Source organism: Streptomyces sp. NBC_00569 (genome assembly GCF_036345255.1).
GTDB lineage: Bacteria > Actinomycetota > Actinomycetes > Streptomycetales > Streptomycetaceae > Streptomyces.
The window spans coordinates 3,434,452-3,454,550 of sequence record NZ_CP107783.1; the positions used below are offsets into that span (position 1 = coordinate 3,434,452).

Sequence of the window (20,099 nt, forward strand, 5' to 3'; positions counted from 1 at the left end):
TCCCCCGGCCCTAGGAGCCCTGCGGCTGGCTGGCCGCCGTCGTGGACAGGCGCGGGCCCGTGGGCAGGAACTGCGACCAGGCGAGCGGGATCGGCGCCGGGTCGACCTTGTCGTAACCGAGCCTGGTCACCGCTTGTTTGGCCTCGTTACGCCGGGCCTCGCGCTCCTTCGCGGTGGTGCCGATGCCCGCGTCGTCGCCGCCGCTGTCGCTGTTGGACTGCATCGCGTAACGGAGGCCCGTGTCGGTGACGAGGAACACGGGGCCCACGCTGGTCTCGGTGCCCGTGAACTGACGGTAGAGCTGGCCCGAACCGGCGGTGACGTAGGCACTGGAGGAGCCGACGGGCAGGGGGGCGGGGAAGTTCTTGCCGGCCCAGGTGCTGAGGGTGGTGCCGCCGTTGTCGGGGTCGACCTTGTCGAGGACGTTGCAGACGGTGTTGCGGCTGCCGGCCGCGGTGGTGGCCTCGTTGACCGTCTTCGGCTCGTACTTCGGCCAGTTGGCGGGCCCGAAGCTCTTGCCGGCGACGATGGCACCCGGGCCCACCTTGAGCGGCTCGCCGTTCTGGTGCAAGGGGTCGAGTTCGGGGCTGCCCAGGAGCAGGTGGGCGGTGAAGTCGGTGATCGGGGCGACCGTGTCGGGCAGGACGACGTAGTACTGGTCCGGCGTCTTGAGGACCATGCCGACGCGGTTCGCGGTGCCGTCCAGCGTGCTGCTCGTCCGGGCGGCGGCGCCGGGGTTGCCGTTGAGCTTCGGGAACGAGATCTGCGTGCCCTTGTTGAGGGTGTCCAGCCAGTCCCTGGAGACGCGCTCCGGCTTCTGGCCGGCGGGGAGGTCGATGCCCAGGGCGCGCAGGAGCTGTTCCTTGTCGGGGCCCTGTTCGATGGGGTAGGCGGTGCCGTGGGCGTCGACGACGTACTCGGTCCTGGCCTTGTCCGGGCCGACGACGTACATCAGGTCGCCGCCGCTCAGCTTGGACTCGCGGCCCTCGGTCTTCGCCAGGTCGCGCTTCGCGAGGACGAACGCCGCCTTCTGGATGGCGCGGCCGCCCTCGCCCGGGCGCTCACAGACGGCCCAGCGCTTCGCGGACTCCGCCTCGGAGTCCGGCGGCAGACGGTCGGGGGCGTACGGGATGCCGATCGTGGCGCCGTGCGGGATCTTGCCGCTGTCGAGCACGTCCTCGGACACCGTCACCGGGGCGTTGTCGCTCGGGTCCACGAGGAGCTTGGCCGACGCCATGTTGAGGACGGGGTGAAGCTGTTTCTTGCCGTCCGTCTTCAGGACCACGTAACGCGTCGTCGACTTGCTCGCGACGATGACGTTCTTGTGGAGCTCGTCCCACTTGGGCGGCGCCGTCGGCTTGAACATCCCCCACGCCCCGAACACCGCGAGGACGACGATGCCGACGATGACGCCCGGCAGCACCGCACGCAGCGGCTTCGGTGCCCCTTCCTCCGAACCGGAGGGTGAGGGCTGAAGGAAGGACGCGAGCGTACGACGCTTCGCGAAGGTGTAGGCGTTGAGTTCGTCCCGCCGTGATGCCATCTGTGTCCGCTTCTCCCCGTGCAGCACTCGGGGGCACCTGCGTCCCCCGCCCTCCGTTGTCAGACCCGGCCCCTACTATGCCTGTTGCGTGGTTGTGCGTGTGGGACGGGTAGGGTGCTGGGGCCTTCAAAGGCCCTGTACGTCAGGGATTTTCGGGAGAGTTCGGGGGGTTTGGAGTGATGGCTTCCGCAACGCGGACCCGGTCGCGGTCGCAATCCCGGTCGCGGTCGGACGGTCGGCCGGGACCGGGAGACGGTGCGCCGGCGGCTCGGTCCGGCGGTGGGGCCGGCTCTCCGGCGGCGCCCGCCGGTCCGGTCTCGCTTCATCTGAAGTCGCGTTCCGGACGGGCCGGGTCGTTCCGGCTCCAGCAGATGGTGATGATCGAGGTCGCCGCCGCACTGGTCGTCGGCGCAGCAGTTGTCGACAAGCTGGCCATGGTGCCCGCGGGCGTCGTCGCCGTGATCCTCGTCCTGTTCGCCGTCGTACGCCGCCGGGGGCGGTCGCTGCCCGAGTGGCTCGGCACCGTCCTGGCGCTGCGCGCGCGCAAGCGCCGTGCGGCGAGCACACCGGTTCCGCCCGGCACGGAGCCGGGCCTCGCTCCGGCCGTCGAGTGCGACCCGTCGCTGCGGACGTACAGCTACAGCCGCGGTGACGACCGCGACCAGCGGCCCATCGGCATGGTCGGCGACGGCGGCTTCCTGACCGCCGTGCTCCAGGTCGAGTCGGACGCCACCGCCCTGCGGGCCGAGCGCTCCCGGCGGCCGCTGCCGATAGGGATCGTGCGGGACGCCCTCGACGTCGACGGGATCCAGCTCGAATCGGCGCAGATCGTGCTGCACACGCAGCCCGCGCCCGCGCTGCACCTGCCGCAGCAGTCCGTGGCGGTGAGCAACTACGCGCCGCTGCAGGCCCAGACCGGCTCTCCCGCCGTCCGCATCACGTGGATCGCCCTGAAGCTCGACCCGGAGCTGTGCCCGGAGGCCGTGGCCGCGCGCGGGGGCGGCACCGCGGGAGCGCAGAAGTGCGTGGCCCGCGCGGCCCAGCATCTGGCGAGCCGGCTGACCGGCGCGGGCTTCCGCGCCAGCGTGCTGACGGAGGAGGAGCTCACGGCCGCCGTCGCCACGTCGGCGTGCGCCAACCCCATGGTGACGGCGCAGGCCGGGCGGAGCGAGCTGCCGCAGCGGAGGACCGAGGAGTCCGGCCGCAGCTGGCGCTGCGACAACCGCAGGCACACCACGTACTGGGTGCGGCGCTGGCCGCAGCTCGGCGGATCCGGGCCCGCTCTGCACCAGTTGGTCGCACTGTTGACCACGGTGCCCGCGCTGGCCACGACGTTCAGCCTGACACTGTCCCGCGGTGACCAGCGGGACATCCAGCTCTGCGGACACATGCGGATCACGGGACGCAGCGAGAGCGAGCTGACCACAGCCCGGCGGTCCCTGGAGACCGCCGCCCGGCAGGCCAAGACGGGTCTCGTCCGGCTCGACCGAGAGCAACTGCCCGGAGTTCTCGCCACGTTGCCCCTCGGAGGTGCGCGCTGATGGCCATGACGTCATCTCCCCCGGCCGGTGCAGGATCCTGGGACGGAAACTCCTGGAACGGCAATGGGTACGGAAACGGCAATGCGGGCGCGGCTCCCGCGCCTGCCGCCGGTGACCGGCCCCGTACCGGGTTCGGACTCTTCGGACCGCGGCACCAGCGTCACACGCTCTCCGTGGAGCAGTTGGACTCGCTCGCGCTGCCCATCGGGGACGACGGTGTCGTCGTCGGCGTCGATGCCGACGGCCAGCCCGCCGTGCTCGGGGTGAACCGGCCGACGCCGTACGACATGGTGCTCATCGGTGGCCTGTGGACGGCTCAGGTGCTCGCGCTGCGGGCCGCCGCGACGGGCGCGCGGGTAGCGGTGGAGACCGGGCGGGCCCAGGCCTGGGCGCAGTTGGTGCAGGCGGTCGGTGGCGGCCAGTCCGGGATGACGGTGCACGACGTCGGGCGGGTGCCGCCGCAGGGCGCGTCCGCCGGCGGCCCGGTGCTCGTGGTGCGGGACTGCGGTATGCGTCCGCCGCGCGGGCGCGTGGCGTCCGCGCCGTGGCAGTCCGTGCTGACGCTGCTTCCCTATCTGAGCCCGGTGGCGCCCCGGTTGATGCGTCAGGCGCGGCTCGTCGGGGTCCAGCGGGTCTCGCCGGACGAGGCGGCGGAGATCGGCCGTGTCATCGGACTTCCACGTGGCGAGTGGGAGTCCCTGCCGACCCTCGCGGACGGCGTCACTCTGTGGTGCACCGACCGCGACCGGCAGTACGTGATGACCCGGGCGACGGACGCCGAGACCGGATTGTTGGGTAACGCGCGCCGCATGGACTGAGACCGGCCCGGAGCCCGCCGCAGAGCGATCCGGCGATCGAACTCGGTCCCCTTTGCGGCTTATTCGGGCAGTTTGCGCGTGACGGACTGAGGGGTGTTCGTCACTTCCGTATCGCTTGGACATCACTTGTTGGCCGGGTGTGACCTCCTGGACGGCGTCGGCGGGACGGACGGGCCTGCCGTGCTCGCGGTTTTGGTGATTAGGCTGGGACCAGGACGCGCGCGAGAACCCACGAGCGGCTCGTAGGCGTCCGAGGGGAAGAGCGCGGCGGATCGGACGACAGGAACGGTCGCCCCCCACCACGGCACGAGGGTGCTCGACCACACCAGGAGGCATTGTGAACAGCGATCGGGACGAGATCCGCGGGGGCTGGGACACACCCGTCGATGATCACTCCGACGCGGAGTCCGCCACTGAGACGACGGGCGAGTTCACCATCGACTACGCCCCACCGGCCTGGTACACGCAGAACGCGTCGTCCGGCACGGGCGAGACCCCCTCGGCCACACCGGCCACGCCTCCGCCGCCGGTGCCTCCCGTCCCCGCGCCGGTGACGCCCCCGGCGCCGCCCGCGCCCTACACGCCGTACACGTCGGCCGCTTCGGCCGCTTCGGCCCCTGAGCCGGACGCGGGTTCGGGGAACGGGGATCTGGAGAGCGGCGCGACGATGCGGTTCTCCGCGGCCGCGCTGAAGCGGGAGTTCGCCGAACTGGCCGCACAGGACGAGCAGAAGGCCGAGCCGACGGCCGAGGAGCACAGCGGGAACGCCGGGTCCGGCGGCTCCGACTCGGGTGGCTCGGGTGACTCCGATGACTTCGCTGTCGTCGCCGCAGCCGGGCCCACCGGGGACGACGAGGTGGCGAGCGCCTCCGCGGACTCCGCGGAGAGCGGGGACACCGACATCACTCAGGCCTCGGCCGACAGCACCGACTCCGAGGCCGCCTCCGACGGCGCGTCCCAGGCGGAGGGCTCGGAGGGCTCGGACGACACCGGCTCCGGCGCCACCCAAGCCGCCCAGGCCGCTACTACGCCCGCGTCGGCCGACGCGGGCGCGGACACCGGTACCCCCGCCGACACCGACACACCCGCAGCCCCGGACGCACAGGACGCCCCCGCCGCCTGGGCCCCGCCGCCCGTGCCGCAGGACGGTATCCCGCCGCTGCCCCCGGCGTTCCAGCCCGCCGCCCCCACGTCGGCCCCGCAGTGGCCCGCGCAGCAGCAGCCCGGCGCGCCGGTTCCGGCCCAGGCCGCGCCGCCGACCTGGCCCGCACAGAACACCCCGCCCGCGCCGCAGGGCGGTTACGGCTTCCCACAGCAGCCGGCGCCCGCCGACCCGCAGCAGCCCGCGCCCCCGGCACCGCCGCAGCAGCAAGGCTACGGGTTCCCGCAGCCGACGCCGCCCGGCCCCGCCGCACCGAACCAGCCCGCCCCGCAAGGCGGTTACGGGTTCCCACAGCAGCCCCAGCCCGGCACACCCAACCAGCCCGCCCCGCAAGGCGGTTACGGGTTCCCGCAGCAGCAGCCCCAGCCCGGCACGGGCTACGGGTTCCCGCAGCCGCAGCCCGGAGCCCCCGCTCAGGGACACCCGGCCGGGCCCAACACCCCGGCCCCGCCCGCCCCGCACCTCCCGGCGCAGCAGAACCCTCAGCAGCCGCCGGCACCGCACACGCAGCAGCCCGGCCCCCAGCCTCCGGTCGCACAGCAGCCGCAGCCGCACCAGCAGCAGCCCGCGCCGCAGGCCCCGGCCCCCCACCCGGGCCAGCCCGATCAGCAGGCCCAGGGTCAGCCCGGCCAGTTCCAGGGCCAGCCCGGTCAGCCCTTCCCCGGACAGGCGCCCCCCGCCGACCCCCGTGCGGGCGGCGCCTGGCCGCAGCCCATTCAGCACGACCAGCGCACGCCCACGAACGTCGGCGGTGCGCCGCTCGGCTACACGGCGGCCGTGGAGCTGTCGGCCGACCGGCTGCTCAACAACAAGAAGCAGAAGGCGAAGAGCACCCGCCCCGGCGGCGGCAACTCGCGCTTCAAGCTCGGCGGCAAGAAGGAGGAGGTCGAGCGGCAGCGGAAGCTGGACCTGATCCGCACGCCGGTCCTCTCCTGCTACCGGATCGCCGTCATCAGCCTCAAGGGCGGCGTGGGCAAGACGACCACGACGACGGCGCTCGGTTCGACGCTCGCCACGGAACGCCAGGACAAGATCCTCGCGATCGACGCCAACCCGGACGCCGGCACGCTCGGCCGCCGCGTGCGCCGTGAGACCGGGGCGACCATCCGAGACCTGGTGCAGGCGATCCCGCACCTCAACTCGTACATGGACATCCGGCGGTTCACCTCGCAGGCGCCGTCCGGCCTGGAGATCATCGCGAACGACGTGGACCCGGCGGTCTCGACGACGTTCAACGACACGGACTACCGCAGCGCGATCGACGTGCTCGGCAAGCAGTACCCGATCATCCTGACCGACTCCGGCACCGGCCTGCTGTACTCCGCGATGCGCGGAGTCCTCGACCTCGCCGACCAGTTGATCATCATCTCGACGCCGTCCGTGGACGGCGCGAGCAGCGCCAGCACGACGCTCGACTGGCTGTCGGCGCACGGGTACGCGGACCTGGTGTCGCGTTCCATCACGGTCATCTCCGGGGTCCGCGAGACCGGCAAGATGATCAAGGTCGACGACATCGTGTCGCACTTCGAGACGCGGTGCCGCGGCGTGGTGGTGGTGCCGTTCGACGAGCACCTCGCGGCCGGCGCCGAGGTCGACCTCGACATGATGCGGCCCAAGGTGCGCGAGGCGTACTTCAACCTCTCGGCGATGGTCGCGGAGGACTTCCCGCGAGCCCAGCAGCAGCAGGGCCTGTGGACGTCGGACGGCAACCCGCCGCCCACGATGGCTCCCCCGGTGCCGGGTCACCAGCAGCAACCGTACCCCGCGCAGCAGCCCTACCCGGGGCAGCCGTATCCGGGGCAGCCGGGCGCGCCCCAGCCGCCCGCGCCGGGTCAACAGCCCGCGCCGGGGCAGCAGTTCCCGGGCCAGCCCTACCCCGGCCAGCCGTATCCGCAGCAGCCCGGCCAGGCTCAGGCCGGCGCCCCCGGCCAGCCCCCGCAGGCGGGTCAGCAGCCGGGTCAGCCGAGCCAGCCCGGCCCCCCGCAGATGTGGCAGCAGCAGCCCCCCGCGCCGGGTCAGCCCGTGCCCGGTCAGCCGCCCGCCCCCGGCCAGGCCGCCCCCGGTCAGCCCGGTCAGCCCCTTCCCCCGTACACCGCACAGCCTCAGCCGCCTCAGCAGTAACAGCGCTGATATCCCGGCCGTTCGGGTACACGAGAGGCCCGCACCGAGACCACGGTGCGGGCCTTTTCCGTGCCTGTCGAAATTCCGCCAAACAGCCACCAGGCGCCCATTGTTGAGCGCAACGGGCATCACGCCCTGGCCTGCAAAGCGTCAGAGGTCTCGACCAATGTGCGTGAAATGCGGGTCAACTCGTTATTTCCGCAGGCCACATGGGGTTCATGTGCCGTTGACGTGCGCAGACTGCCGCTGATAGACACACACATCAACCAGCTGGCGTCCCATGATCAACCTGCCACTCCTGCGCGAGCAACGACGCGAGGTCACCGACCCATGGACACAAAAGATCAGCCCAAGAGAGCACATGCCCCGCTCTTCTCCCGTTCCCCACGGCGCGCGCCCCGCCGGACCCTGCGGGTCCTCCTGGCGGCCGGCGCCGCGGCGTTCACCCTGACGGCCGGCCTCGCCACGCCGCTCAACCCCGCACCCCAGGAAGCCAAGGCGGCCGACGGCGGCAAGAAGGTCCTCACCGTCGCCCTCGCCCAGAGCGTCGACTCGCTGAGCCCGTTCCTCGCCCAGCGACTGGTCAGTACGAGCATCCACCGGATGATGTACGAGTACCTGACCAACTACGACCCCAAGGACAACCACGCCGTCCCGGCCTTCGCCACCGCATGGAAGCCGTCCGCGGACAAGCTCACCTGGACCTACACCATCAGGTCCGACTCGAAGTGGTCCGACGGCAAGCAGGCCACCGCCGCCGACGCCGCCTTCACCTTCAACAAGATGATGACGGACGAGGGCGCCGCGACCTCGAACGGCAGCTTCGTCTCCAACTTCAAGAAGGTCACCGCCCCCAGCGCCACCAAGCTGGTCATCGAGCTGAAGAAGCCGCAGGCCACGATGGCCGCGCTCGACGTCCCGATCGTGCCCGAGCACATCTGGAAGAACGTCAAGGACTTCTCGAAGTTCAACAACGACAAGACCTTCCCGATCGTCGGCAACGGCCCGTTCGTGCTCACCGACTACAAGGTCGACCAGTACGTGAAGCTGAAGGCCAACAAGGACTTCTGGCGCGGCGCGCCCAAGTTCGACGAGGTCGTCTTCAAGACGTACAAGGACCAGGACGCCGCGGTCGCCGCCCTGCGCAAGGGTGAGGTCTCCTTCGTGGCCGGCTCCCCCGCCCTGACGCCCGCTCAGGCGGCGTCCCTCAAGGGCGAGCCGAACATCAAGGTCAACGAGGGCCCCGGCCGCCGCTTCTTCGCGCTCGCCACGAACCCGGGCGCGCAGACCAAGGACGGCAAGAAGTTCGGCAACGGCAACAAGGCCCTTCTCGACCAGAAGGTGCGCCAGGCGCTGTTCCTGTCGATCGACCGCAAGACGATCGTCGACAAGGTCTTCCAGGGCCACGCCGTCGAGGGCGAGGGCTACATCCCGCCGCGCTTCGGCGACTACTTCTGGAAGCCGTCCGGCAGCCAGGCCCTCGGGTACGACCCCGACAAGGCGGGCAAGCTGCTCGACGAGGCCGGTTACAAGATGAAGGGCAGCGAGCGCGTCGGCAAGGACGGCAAGCCGCTGAACCTGCGCATCCTGTGCCACGCCACGGACCCGAACGACAAGGCGATCGGCAAGTACCTCAAGGAGTGGTGGGGCAAGCTCGGCATCGGCCTGAAGGTCGACTGCCTCGACGACGTCTCGGTGCCCTGGTACGCAGGTGAGTACGACCTCGCGTTCGACGGCTGGTCGGTCAACCCCGACCCGGACTTCGTCCTCGGTATCCACACCTGCGCCGCGCTGCCGGCCAAGGCCAAGGAGAGCGCCCAGACGGACAACTTCATCTGCGACAAGACGTACGACGACCTGTACAAGAAGCAGCTCGCCGAATACGACCCGGCCAAGCGTGCGGACATCGTCAAGCAGATGGAGTCGTGGCTGTACGACTCCGGGTACATGAACGTCATCGCGTACCCGAACGCCGTCGAGGCCTACCGCACCGACCAGATCAAGTCGATCCAGACCATGCCCACCGCGTCCGGCAACATCTACGGGCAGGACGGGTACTGGAGCTGGTGGTCGGCCGTTCCGGCGGACGGCAAGAGCGACTCGAAGGGCGGTGGCGGCGGTGGTTCCGGCTCGACCGGCGTGATCATCGGTATCGTCGCGGCCGTCGTCGTCCTGGGCGGCGGCGGGCTGTTCCTCGCGCGGCGCCGCCGTACCTCGGCGGACGACCGCGAGTAGCAGCACCCGGTCAGGAGAGAACGCGTCTCGTCCGTCCGCAGGCGTCGCAAGTACCGCACGAGTAACGAGAGTTCCACATGACAGCAGAGAGCACTCCGGCGCTCGTGCAGAGTGCGGACACCGACGGCCCGGCGCAAGCCGGGCCGTCGGCGGCCCGCGGTCCACGTGCGCGCAACACGAAGGCCTATCTCCAGTACGTGGCGGGCAAGATCGCGGGGGCGATCGTGTCGCTCTTCGCGGTCCTGGTCACCAGCTTCTTCCTGTTCCGCCTGATCCCCAGCGATCCGGTGAAGCAGATGACCGGCGGGCGCCGTGTCTCGGCGCAGCAGCTCGAAACGCTCCGCCACCAGTTCGGCCTCGACCTGCCGCTCTGGCAGCAGTTCACCAACTACATCGGTGACGCGCTGACCGGCGACTTCGGCACGTCGTACCAGTTCCACACCCCGGTCATCGACAAGATCACCGAGGCGCTCCCGGCGACGCTGCTCCTGACCGGCACGGCGTACGTCCTCTACACCGCGCTCGGCATCTGGCTCGGCACGCGCACCGCCTGGCGCAACGGATCGCGCAGCGACCGCTTCAACACCGCGTTCGCGCTCACGCTCTACTCGATCCCGTCGTTCTGGCTCGGTCTGCTGCTCATCATCGTCTTCTCGGTGGGGCTGGGCCCGATCCCGGGCCTGTTCCCGACGGGCGGTCTGGAGTCGGGCGGCGAGAGCGGGTTCGCGTACGTCATCGACGTCGCGCACCATCTGGTCCTGCCGGTGGTCACGCTGGTGGCGGTCGGCTACGCGCAGACGCTCCTCGTGATGCGCTCCTCGCTGCTCGACGAGATGGGCAGCGACTATCTGACGACGGCGCGCGCGAAGGGCCTGCGCGACGACGTCGTACGCCGCAAGCACGCCGTCCCGAACGCGATGCTGCCCACGTTCACACTGATGTTCGTGAACCTCGGGCACGTCGTGGCCGGTCAGATCCTCGTCGAGACGGTCTTCTCCTGGCCCGGCCTCGGTGGCCTCTTCTACTCGGCACTCAGCGTGCCCGACCTGCCGCTCGTCCAAGGGCTGTTCTTCGTCTTCGCCACCGCGGTGATCCTGGCGAACACCCTCGCCGACGTGCTGTATCCGCTGCTCGATCCCCGGGTGGGCCGATGACTGCCGACACGAACGACCTCGACACCGCGCAGCTCCCGCCGCCGGCCGAGAAGAGCGCGCGGGCCTTGGCACGCGCCCGCAAGCGCCGCTCCGTCGCCCGCTTCTGGCGCGAGTACCGCACCCACCGGAGCGGGCTGTGGGGTCTCGCGGGGCTGATCCTGATCGCCCTCATCGCGATCTGCGCGCCCCTGCTCGTCGGCGCGGACTCCCAGAGCGTCACCGACGCGCCCGGTGGCGCCCTCGAGGCGCCCAGCGGTGAATTCCCGCTCGGCACCGACCAGTTCGGCCGCAGCGTGCTCGCCCTGCTGGTGTGGGGCGCGCGCGTGTCCCTCACGGTGGGCCTGCTGGCCGCGTTCCTGTGCGTGGCGATCGGTACGGTCGTCGGCATCGTCGCGGGTCACTTCCGTGGCTGGTACTCGACGGTCCTGATGCGGGTCACCGACTGGTTCCTGGTGATGCCGACGCTGGTCCTCGCGATCGCGCTCGCCACCGTGATGTCCCGCTCCATCTGGACGGTCATCCTGGCGATCGGCGTGACGACGTGGCCGACGACGGCCCGCCTGGTCCGCGCCCAGACGCTCGCCGTGGAGTCGCGGCCGTACATCGAGCGGGCCCGCGCGCTCGGCGGCGGGCACGGGCACATCATGCTGCGCCACGTCCTGCCGAACGTGATGCCGCTCGTCCTCGCGCAGACCACGCTCGTGATCTCCAGCGCGATCCTCACCGAGGCCACACTCGCCTTCCTCGGCCTCGGCGACCCGACGATCACGTCATGGGGCGGCATGCTCCAGGACGCGCGCGAGGCGGGCGCCGTCAGCGCGGGCGACTGGTGGTATCTCGCGCCTCCCGGACTCGCCATCGCGCTGGTCGCGCTGGCGTTCACGCTGTGCGGCCGCGCCATCGAAGCCGTCCTCAATCCGAAGCTGGGGGTGGCCAGGTGAGCCTTCTCGACGTCAGAAACCTCGAAGTGACGTACGCGGGCGGGGCACGGGCCGTCCGCGGTGTGAACCTCAGCGTCGACGCGGGCCAGAAGCTCGGCATCGCCGGCGAGTCCGGCTGCGGCAAGTCGACGCTCGCGCTCGCCCTGCTGCGTCTGCTTCCGGCCGGCACGAAGGTCTCCGGCGAGATCCTGCTGGGCGGCGAGGACGTCCTCACGATGAAGTGGGGCCAGGTCAGGGCGGTGCGCTGGGCCGGCGCCTCGATCGTGTTCCAGGGCGCGATGCACTCGCTCAACGCGGTGCACCGCATCGGCGACCAGATCGCCGAGCCGATCCTGCTGCACAAGAAAGCGACGCCCGCGGGCGCGAAGAAGAAGGTCGCGGAGCTCCTGGAGCACGTCGGCCTGCCCGCCGCGCGCGCGGACGCGTATCCGCACGAGCTGTCCGGCGGCCAGCGCCAGCGCGTGATGATCGCGATGGCGCTCGCCTGCGACCCGGGCCTGATCATCGCGGACGAGCCGACGACGGCGCTCGACGTGATGATCCAGGCGCAGATCCTGCGCCTGATCGAGCAGCTCGTGTCCGATCAGGACCTCGGCCTCATCATGATCAGCCACGACCTCGCGGTCCTCTCGGACACCTGCGACCGGCTCGCGGTGATGTACGCGGGCCGCGTCGTCGAGGAGGGCCCCGCCTCCGAGGTCTACGAGAACGCGCAACACCCGTACGGGAAGGCCCTGTCGGCGGCGTTCCCGCGGATCGGCGACGCCGCGTCCCGGTTCGCGCCGCGCGGTCTGCCCGGCGACCCGCCCGACCCGTCGGCGCTGCCCTCGGGCTGCACGTTCCACCCGCGCTGCCCGGTGGCGCTCGACAGCTGCATCACCGAGGACCCGGAACTACGGGCCGCGGCCACGGACCGGCGGGCGGCCTGTGTGCACGTGGGCGGCGCCACCGATCCGGACGACGCCGCCGGCGCCGAGGCAAGGAGCACCACAGCATGACCAGTACGTCCCCCCTGCTCACGGCCGGCGCCCTGCACGTCACCTTCCCCGGCCGCCGTGGCGCGGACCCCGCGCGGGCCGTGGACGGCGTCGACCTCGACATCGCGCCCGGCGAGATCGTGGCGCTGGTGGGCGAGTCGGGCTGCGGCAAGACGACGCTCGCCCGCTCCCTGCTCGGCCTGGTTCCGCCGACGTCCGGCCGCGTCACGTTCGACGGGAAGCCCCTCGACTACTCCTCGCGCGCCCTCAAGGCGTACCGCAAGCGCGTGCAGCTGGTCCTCCAGGACCCCAGCGGTTCGCTGAACCCTCGGCACACGGTGTACGACGCGGTGGCCGAGGGCCTGCGCATCCACGGGTACGCGGGCGACGAGCGCGAGGCGGTGGCGAACGCCTTGTCACGAGCGGGACTTCGCCCGCCGGACCGCTTCTTCCTGCGCTACCCGCACGAGCTGTCGGGCGGCCAGCGGCAGCGCGTGGTGATCGCGGGCGCGCTCGTCCTGGACCCCGAACTGATCGTCGCGGACGAGCCCGTGGCGTCCCTCGACGCGTCGGTGCGCGGCGAGATCCTCGCCCTGCTGCTCAGGCTGCGCGACGAACTGGGCCTGTCCGCCCTCGTGGTGACGCACGACCTGGGGCTCGCCTGGAACATCGCGGACCGGGTCGCGGTGATGTACCTGGGCCGGATCGTGGAGACAGGAACGGTGGAGGAAGTCCTGACGGCACCTCAACACCCGTATACGCAGGCCCTGTTGTCGGTCCTGCCGGAGGCGCCGGGCGATCCGGTCGTCCTCACGGGCGAGCCGCCGGACCCGTCGCGCATCCCGTCCGGGTGCCGTTTCCACGCCCGCTGCCAGATCCTGGCGTCGGGCGAGGCGGAACGCTCGGGCGTGGCGGAGCGCTGTCGTGGGGAGGACCTGCCGGTGCTGTCGGGCGCGAGCACGACCCAGGTGGCCTGCCACTGGGCGTCGGCACAGGCCGACCGGCCCGGCGTGTGAGGTTCGGGGGTCGCGGGGGCAGAGCCCTCGCGACCTCGGCCGATCCCTCCTACTCCCCCTCGTACGCCTCGACCAGTTCCCGGGACCGCTTCACGTCGTCCGCGATGGCGACCAGGAGCGACTCGATCGAGTCGAACTTCGCCATGCCGCGCACATAGGCGAGGAAGTCGACGGCGACGTGCAGCCCGTACAGATCGAGGTCCACGCGGTCGATGGCGTAGGCCTCGACCGTGCGCTCGGTGCCGTCGAACTGCGGGTTGGTGCCCACCGAGATCGCGGCGGGCATCGCCTCGTCCCCCACGTGCAGCCAGCCCGCGTAGACGCCGTCCGCCGGGATCGCGGTGTGCGGGAGCGTCTCGACGTTGGCGGTCGGGAAGCCCAGCTCACGGCCGCGCTGGGCGCCGCGCACGACCACGCCCTCGACGCGGTGGGGGCGGCCGAGGATCTCGCGCGCGCCTTCCATGTCACCTTCGGCGACGAGCCGCCGGGTCAGCGTGGACGAGAAGGGCTCGCCGCCGCCCGCCGAGCCGCTCACGTACAGGTCGACGACCTCGACCTCGAAGTCGTACGTCGTGCCCTGCTCGGCGAGGAACGCGACATTTCCCGCGGCGCGGTGGCCGAAGCGGAAGTTCGGCCCCTCGACGACGAGGCGCGCGTGCAGCTTGTCGACCAGGACCTTCGCGACGAACTCGGCCGGCGACAGCTTCGAGAACTCGGTGGTGAACGGCAGGATCAGCAGGGCGTCGACGCCGAGCTCGGCCATCAGCTCCGCGCGCCGGTGGTGCGGGGCGAGCAGCGGAGGGTGGCTGCCGGGGCGCACGACCTCGCTGGGGTGCGGGTCGAAGGTGACCACGACGGCGGGCACACCGAGCTCACGGGCCCGTTCGACGGCCCGGCCGATGATCAACTGATGGCCGCGGTGCACTCCGTCGTAGGAGCCGATGGTGACGACGCTGCGCCCCCAGTCCTGGGGGATGTCCTCCAAGCCACGCCAGCGCTGCACGGTGATTGCTCCTCGCGAACCTGTGTACGACTGTTACGTCTCTTTGCCGAATACGCAGGTCTAAGAGTGCCATGCCGAGCGCCCACGCCCCGCATCGGGAGGCGCCGTACCGGCCGGGGCAGGTCACGCGGGTACGCGTACCCCGGCCAGACCCCCGATCACGCGGCGGGCGCTCGGCCCGACGAGGGCGGCCCACTCGCGCGGCGCCCCCGCCAGCCACTCGACGAGAAGGGCGGCGAACCCGGGCACCGAGTCGGCGAACTCCACGAGGGCGCGGTCGAAGCGGGCGGCTCCCTCCGGGGTGCGGACGAGCCGTTGTCCGGTGCGCCGCACCAGGTCTCGGGCGCGGGTCGCTCCGGCGCCCCCGGCGTTGCGGGCGGCGGTCCGCAGGACGGCGTCGAGCACGTCCGGGTCGTCCTCGTGGGCGAGCAGCACGTCGAGGAGCTCACCGCGCAGGGCCCGCGAGGCGCCCGTGCCGGGTGCGGCGAGGACGGGCGCGAGCGCGGCCCGTCCGGCGGCCGGACAGGTCCGGAGCAGCCCCGTGACGAGGGGATGGAACACCGCCCGCCCGGCCGGTCCGTGCTCCAGGCACCGGTCGACGTACGCGGCGACGTCCTGAGCGGCGTCGGGCCGGTCCGCCGAGAGGTCCTCGACGAGGGCGGCCGCCCGGCGCGCGAGCGCGGGCGCGGTCACGCCGGCGAGTGTCCCCAGTACGTCGGCCGCACCGCCCGGCTCCCGCACACGGGCCCGGAAGGCGCGGAGAACCGGCTCCGGGTGCGTGGCGAGCGCGGCGGCGAGCGCGCTCACGGGCACCTGGGCATCGCCGTCCGCGAACCGCTCCAGGGCGCGCGCCAGATAGGTGTCGCGGGTCTGCGGGTCGCGCACGAGGAGGGCGAGCGCGGCGCCGTGCCGGGCGCTGTCGGTGGTGCGGGCCAGCAGGGCGAGCGCGGCGTAGCGCAGCAGGGCGCGATCGGCGTCGGTGGTGACGTGCGGGGCGACCCGCAGCGCGTAGGTGACGGCGGACGCGCGGCGGGCAGGGCGCTCGTCGTGGGCCCAGCGGTCGACGGCGCGGCACAGCGCGGACGGCTCCTCGTCGGCGAGCACGGCGAGGAGTTCGTCGGCGTGCGGGTGCGCGCAGTCGGCGAGGGCCTCGGTGAGGTCGTCGACGGCGCGGTGCCGGTGCGTGTGGAGGAGCGCCTGGGCCGCGGTGGCGACGGTCGCGTCGGGCAGGGCGGGCAGCGGCCGCGCGTCGTCGAACCAACGGGTGAGGTGGACCTGGACGCCGGCCGGGTCCGCGGTGAGCAGGTCGGCGACGGTGTCCAGGTGGCGGTCGCGGCTCCCGGGCGGCGGATCGTGCACGACGAGGCGGCGCAGGAGGCCGAGGCGGACGGCGTCCGTGACGGGGACGCGGCGCCAGAACGAGGGGTCGAGGCGTCCGCGGTCGGCGAGCGGTTCGAGCACCCCGAGATAGGGAGTGGCGTCGGGCACGCGCAGGAGCGCCTCCTCGACGAGGTGGGCCGCCCACCAGGAGGCGTCAGGGTCGCCGGGAGTGAGGGATCTGAGCGCCAACTCGGCCAGGTGGGCGCCGAATTGGACCGGCCCCTGCTGGCGTTCGACGAGGAGGAGCGCCTGGACGACGGGGCCCGCGCGGTGCCGGGGCACGGGCACCGAGGGCGCGGCCCGGCCGGCGTCCCGGTCGCGGTGGACGAGCGCCCGCAGCGCCTCGTCCAGGTCCAGGTGCATGCCCTGGATCCAGTCGGCGACCTCCTCGTGCGCGAACCGGTAGCCGCGCCCCGCGGGGACGAGTACGCCTTCGGTGAGGACGGCCGGGGCCCACGCCGTGACGCCCCCGCCGTGCCGCCCCGGCAGCGCGCCCCAGGGGAACACCTCCTCGAACGCCTCCCGGTCCAGCTCGCCCTGACCCGGCCCCAGACAGCGCCGCGCCGCCTCGTGGACCTGCCCGGACACCCGGGCGGCGAGCCTGCGCACGGCCGTGCCGCGCAGCCCGTTCACAGCGGCGAGGCGCACCGCCACCCGCAGGCACATGAGGTCGAGATACGCGGCGAAGACGGCGTCCCGGTCGGCGCTGCCCGGCGCGGGCCCGGGCAGCGCGGCCCGCACCTCGGCGAGGAGCCGCAGCGCGAGCGGATGCCGGGCGTCGCGGCCGGCGAGCGCGTCCCCGGGAAGCCCGTACCGCTCCCGCGCCACGCGGGCCTGGTCGCCGGTCAGCTCCCCCAGCGGGACACAGGCGGGCAGCCGCCCGGTCCGTCCGTACAGCACACCAGGCGGGAACAGCTCGCCCGCGTGCTCCCAGTACTCCCCCCGGCACGCCACGACGAGCCGCACGCCGGTCTCCCGCAGCCAGCGCGTCGTGCCCTCGGTCCACTCCGCCAGCCGGTGCGCCAGGACGGGCGGCATCTCCTCGGGCCCGTCGAGCAGCAGTACGAGGGGCCGGCCGGCGGCGCGTGCGGGCGCCGCGATCCGCTCCGGCGACACATCGCCGACACCGCCGGACTCCGGGCCTCCGGGCTCGCCGGTCTGTCCGGGGACGGCCCCGGGCAGTGACGCCGCGACGATGCGCCCGGCCCTCACCAGCGCCCGCCTCGCGGCGTCGGCCACGCTCCGGTCGTCGCCGTGCAGGTCCGCGCCGCGCAGCCAGAGGGTGGGGGCGGGGTGGGCCCCGCGGCCGCGTCGCGCGGCACAGGCGGCGAGCTCCGTCGTACGGCCGCTGCCCGGCGCTCCCACGAGGGCCAGGACCGTCGCGCCGGACGCCTCGAACGCGGCGAACTCCCTTGCTACTTCCGGCCGTTCGACCGGCTCCGGGTCGAGGACCGCACCCGGCCCGTCGGACCCGACCGACGTGGCCGTCAGCTGGAGCGCGCCCGCCAGATTGAGGTCGTCCCCGTACACCGGCACGGTGGCAGCGTTCCGCGCGAGGAGCGCGGCGAGCGGTCCGTCCGGGTCGGTGGCAGCGGCCTCCCGCAGCGGCACGGCGAATCCTGCGGCGGCCCGATGCCCGGCCTCGAGGGCCGTGCCGAGAACGGCGAGGACGGCGCCCGAAGCGGCGTCGACCACAGGTCCCCCGGCCGCCCCTCCTCCGAGCCGCAACGCGTCGCGGCCGTCCGTGCCGATGGCCAGCTCCATGGCCCCGGGGACGACGTGGAAACGGTCGGTCGCGGTGTACGTGACGTCGGCACGGCCGAGGACGCGCGCCTCGCGCCAGCCCCCGGCGGCGATCCGCACATAGGACCCCGCTCCGGCCGGGCCCCGGACGGCCACCGGCAGCGGGCGCATCCCAAGGCCCTCCGTCGTGTCGGTGCGGATGAGCGCGAGGGCCGATCCGGGCAGCGGGACGACGTCGGCGGCGCCCACGACACAGGTGGCCCCGCCGGGCGCGCGCAGCACGACGCGGCCGAGTCCGTCGACCACTTCATGGCTGGTGACAACGGTGCCGTGGTCGTCGGCGACGAAGCCGGCGCCGCGCGGGCGTCCGGCCAGATCGAAGATGTGGACGAGGGGCGGCCCGGTCCCGGGACCCGTCGCGTCCCCGTCGCCCGCCCGGGGGCCACGTCCCGCCATCGTCGAACCTCCCGCCACGCCCCGTAGGACCGACGGTAGGCGCGCGGTGATCAGCGGAACAGGCGCCGAAGCGAACGCGCCCCCTTCCACTCCCTCGGTTCACTCCGAGCGCCCGCCCGAAGGGGTGAACAGATCGGGGGTGATGGATAGACCCTTGGAGGGGGGGTCGTGGAGCGGCACGCGACGGACTGCGCGCGCCGCTCCACGGCGGGGGCCGGCGAAGAGATCAGCCGAAGACGGCGAGGCTCTTCGCCTTGCCCCTCGACTCCTCCACGAGCGCGAGGAACACACCCTCGGGGTCGAACACGGCGACGGGCCCGGCGCCCGCGTACTCGCCGGGCACCTCCAGACGGACCCCGTTGAGCAGCAACTTGGCGCGCTTGGCGTCCACGTCCCAGCGGGGGAACGCGGCGGTGGCGGCGTCCGCGACGGGCATCACCGTCAGCTCCTCCTGGAGCTGGTCGAGGGTGCGTGCGGAGTCCAGCTTGTAGGGGCCGACCCGCGTGCGCCGCAGCGCCGTGAGGTGACCACCGACGCCCAGGTCCGCGCCCAGGTCCCTGGCGAGGGCCCGGATGTACGTCCCGGACGAGCAGACCACCGAGACGACCAGGTCGAGGACCGGAGTGCCGTCCTCGGCGACCGCGTCCCTTATGTCGTAGACGGTGAAGGACGAGACGGTGACCGGCCGTGCCGGGATCTCGAACTCCTCGCCCTCACGGGCCCGCTTGTAGGAACGCACGCCGTTGATCTTGATGGCGCTGACCTTGGACGGCACTTGCATGATGGCGCCGGTCAGCTTGGCGACCCCGGCGTCGATCGCGTCCCGGCGCACGCCGGACGCGTCCGTGGACGACGTGAGGTCGCCCTCGGCGTCGTCGGTCAGCGTGTTCTGGCCGAGCCTGATCGTGCCCAGGTACTCCTTCTCGGTCAGCGCGAGATGGCCGAGAAGCTTGGTCGCCCGCTCCACGCCGAGGACCAGGACACCGGTCGCCATGGGGTCGAGCGTGCCCGCGTGGCCGACGCGGCGGGTCTTCGCGATCCCGCGCATCTTGGCCACCACGTCGTGCGAAGTGAAGCCCGACGGCTTGTCGACAATGACAAGACCGTCGGGCGTCGGGGTGTTCTTCTGCGTCATTCCGAGGCTTCGCCGTCCTCGTCCGCGCCGTCCTCGTCCTCGTCCTCGGGCTTGCGGTACGGGTCCGCACCCCCGGCGAACTCGGCACCGGCGGACGCCTCCCGGACCTTCGCGTCCGAGATCCGGGCCTTGTCGAGGAGGTCATCGATGGCCTTGGCGTTGTCCGGCAGGGCGTCCGCCACGAAGGCCAGGGTCGGCGTGAACTTCACACCGGCCGCCTGGCCCACCGCCGAACGGAGTACGCCCTTGGCGCTCTCGAGGCCGGCCGCGGCAGCGGCACGCTCCTCGTCGTCGCCGTAGACCGTGTAAAAGACGGTCGCCTCCCGCAGGTCACCCGTCACCCGGGTGTCCGTGATGGTCACATGCGTACCGAGCCGCGGGTCCTTGATCCCGCGCTGGAGCTTCTTGGCCACCACCTCTCGGATGAGGTCCGCCAGCCTTTTCGCCCGCGCGTTGTCGGCCACTGCGCCGTCTCCTTCTTCGCCTTGCTCTTAAAGTCAGTCTTCGTCGCCGTGGAGCCTGCGTCGAACGGAGAGCAGCTCCACCTCGGGACGGGCGGCGATCAGACGCTCGCACCGGTCCAGTACGTCGGTGAGGTGCCCCGTGTCCCCGGAGACCATCGCCAGGCCGATCTCGGCCCTGCGGTGAAGTTCCTGGTTCCCCGTCTCCGCCGCACTCACCGCGTACTTGCGCTGGAGTTCGGCGACGATCGGGCGGATCACGGAGCGTTTCTCCTTCAGCGAGTGGACGTCGCCGAGGAGCAGATCAAAGGACAGAGTCCCCACATACATGTGTGTCCGGATGTCCCGCCGGTTCGGGTTCGTGGCCCCGCCAGCTATTTGGCAGGGACACCAGAACCGTACACGCAACGGCC

General features: G+C 72.3%; 14 protein-coding genes. 8 read left to right on the forward strand and 6 right to left on the reverse strand.

Annotation, left to right across the window (positions count from 1 at the left end; translation table 11 throughout):
* Window positions 1-10 precede the first annotated feature (10 nt).
* Entirely contained in the window at window positions 11-1,543 is a 1,533-nt protein-coding gene (gene eccB / locus OHO83_RS15355) for a type VII secretion protein EccB (RefSeq protein ID WP_266674754.1), read from the reverse strand.
* A gap of 179 nt (window positions 1,544-1,722) precedes the next feature.
* On the opposite strand from eccB, the gene eccE reads away from it, so the two are divergent.
* The 8 genes from eccE to OHO83_RS15395 all read left to right on the forward strand — a co-directional run bounded on the left by eccE (window position 1,723) and on the right by OHO83_RS15395 (window position 13,508).
* On the forward strand, window positions 1,723-3,084 hold the full coding sequence (gene eccE / locus OHO83_RS15360) for a type VII secretion protein EccE (RefSeq protein ID WP_266674752.1): 1,362 nt from the start codon (window positions 1,723-1,725) through the stop codon (window positions 3,082-3,084).
* Complete coding sequence (locus tag OHO83_RS15365; RefSeq protein WP_266674751.1) at window positions 3,084-3,902, forward strand: hypothetical protein; 819 nt, start codon at window positions 3,084-3,086, stop codon at window positions 3,900-3,902. The genes eccE and OHO83_RS15365 overlap by 1 nt, the downstream gene beginning before the upstream one ends.
* Before the next feature lie 337 nt (window positions 3,903-4,239).
* Window positions 4,240-7,185: an SCO5717 family growth-regulating ATPase gene (locus OHO83_RS15370; RefSeq protein ID WP_266674750.1), complete on the forward strand. Its 2,946-nt coding sequence runs from the start codon at window positions 4,240-4,242 to the stop codon at window positions 7,183-7,185.
* 330 nt (window positions 7,186-7,515) lie between these two features.
* On the forward strand, window positions 7,516-9,420 hold the full coding sequence (locus OHO83_RS15375) for an ABC transporter substrate-binding protein (protein ID WP_266674749.1): 1,905 nt from the start codon (window positions 7,516-7,518) through the stop codon (window positions 9,418-9,420).
* 77 nt (window positions 9,421-9,497) lie between these two features.
* Window positions 9,498-10,574 carry an ABC transporter permease gene (locus OHO83_RS15380; RefSeq protein WP_266674747.1) on the forward strand — a complete coding sequence of 359 codons (1,077 nt, stop codon included), beginning with the start codon at window positions 9,498-9,500 and terminating at the stop codon, window positions 10,572-10,574.
* Window positions 10,571-11,515, forward strand: a complete 945-nt coding sequence (locus OHO83_RS15385; protein ID WP_266674745.1) for an ABC transporter permease — start codon at window positions 10,571-10,573, stop codon at window positions 11,513-11,515. The genes OHO83_RS15380 and OHO83_RS15385 overlap by 4 nt, the downstream gene beginning before the upstream one ends.
* Complete coding sequence (locus tag OHO83_RS15390; protein WP_266674743.1) at window positions 11,512-12,513, forward strand: ABC transporter ATP-binding protein; 1,002 nt, start codon at window positions 11,512-11,514, stop codon at window positions 12,511-12,513. Before OHO83_RS15385 ends, OHO83_RS15390 begins: the two co-directional genes overlap by 4 nt.
* Window positions 12,510-13,508, forward strand: a complete 999-nt coding sequence (locus OHO83_RS15395; protein ID WP_266674741.1) for an oligopeptide/dipeptide ABC transporter ATP-binding protein — start codon at window positions 12,510-12,512, stop codon at window positions 13,506-13,508. Before OHO83_RS15390 ends, OHO83_RS15395 begins: the two co-directional genes overlap by 4 nt.
* Window positions 13,509-13,557: 49 nt before the next feature.
* Here the strand turns inward: OHO83_RS15395 and OHO83_RS15400 are convergent, their stop codons facing one another.
* The 5 genes from OHO83_RS15400 to OHO83_RS15420 form a co-directional block, all read right to left on the reverse strand.
* Window positions 13,558-14,511 (reverse strand): bifunctional riboflavin kinase/FAD synthetase, encoded by a 954-nt coding sequence (locus OHO83_RS15400; RefSeq protein WP_266674739.1) that lies wholly within the window; start codon window positions 14,509-14,511, stop codon window positions 13,558-13,560.
* A gap of 123 nt (window positions 14,512-14,634) precedes the next feature.
* Complete coding sequence (locus OHO83_RS15405) at window positions 14,635-18,090, reverse strand: serine protease (protein WP_266674737.1); 3,456 nt, start codon at window positions 18,088-18,090, stop codon at window positions 14,635-14,637.
* Between the two features lie 226 nt (window positions 18,091-18,316).
* Window positions 18,317-19,225, reverse strand: a complete 909-nt coding sequence (gene truB, locus OHO83_RS15410; protein ID WP_266674735.1) for a tRNA pseudouridine(55) synthase TruB — start codon at window positions 19,223-19,225, stop codon at window positions 18,317-18,319.
* Window positions 19,222-19,689 carry a 30S ribosome-binding factor RbfA gene (rbfA, locus tag OHO83_RS15415; RefSeq protein WP_266674733.1) on the reverse strand — a complete coding sequence of 156 codons (468 nt, stop codon included), beginning with the start codon at window positions 19,687-19,689 and terminating at the stop codon, window positions 19,222-19,224. Before rbfA ends, truB begins: the two co-directional genes overlap by 4 nt.
* A 33-nt stretch (window positions 19,690-19,722) precedes the next feature.
* Window positions 19,723-20,016 (reverse strand): DUF503 domain-containing protein, encoded by a 294-nt coding sequence (locus tag OHO83_RS15420; RefSeq protein ID WP_116509238.1) that lies wholly within the window; start codon window positions 20,014-20,016, stop codon window positions 19,723-19,725.
* Window positions 20,017-20,099 lie beyond the last annotated feature (83 nt).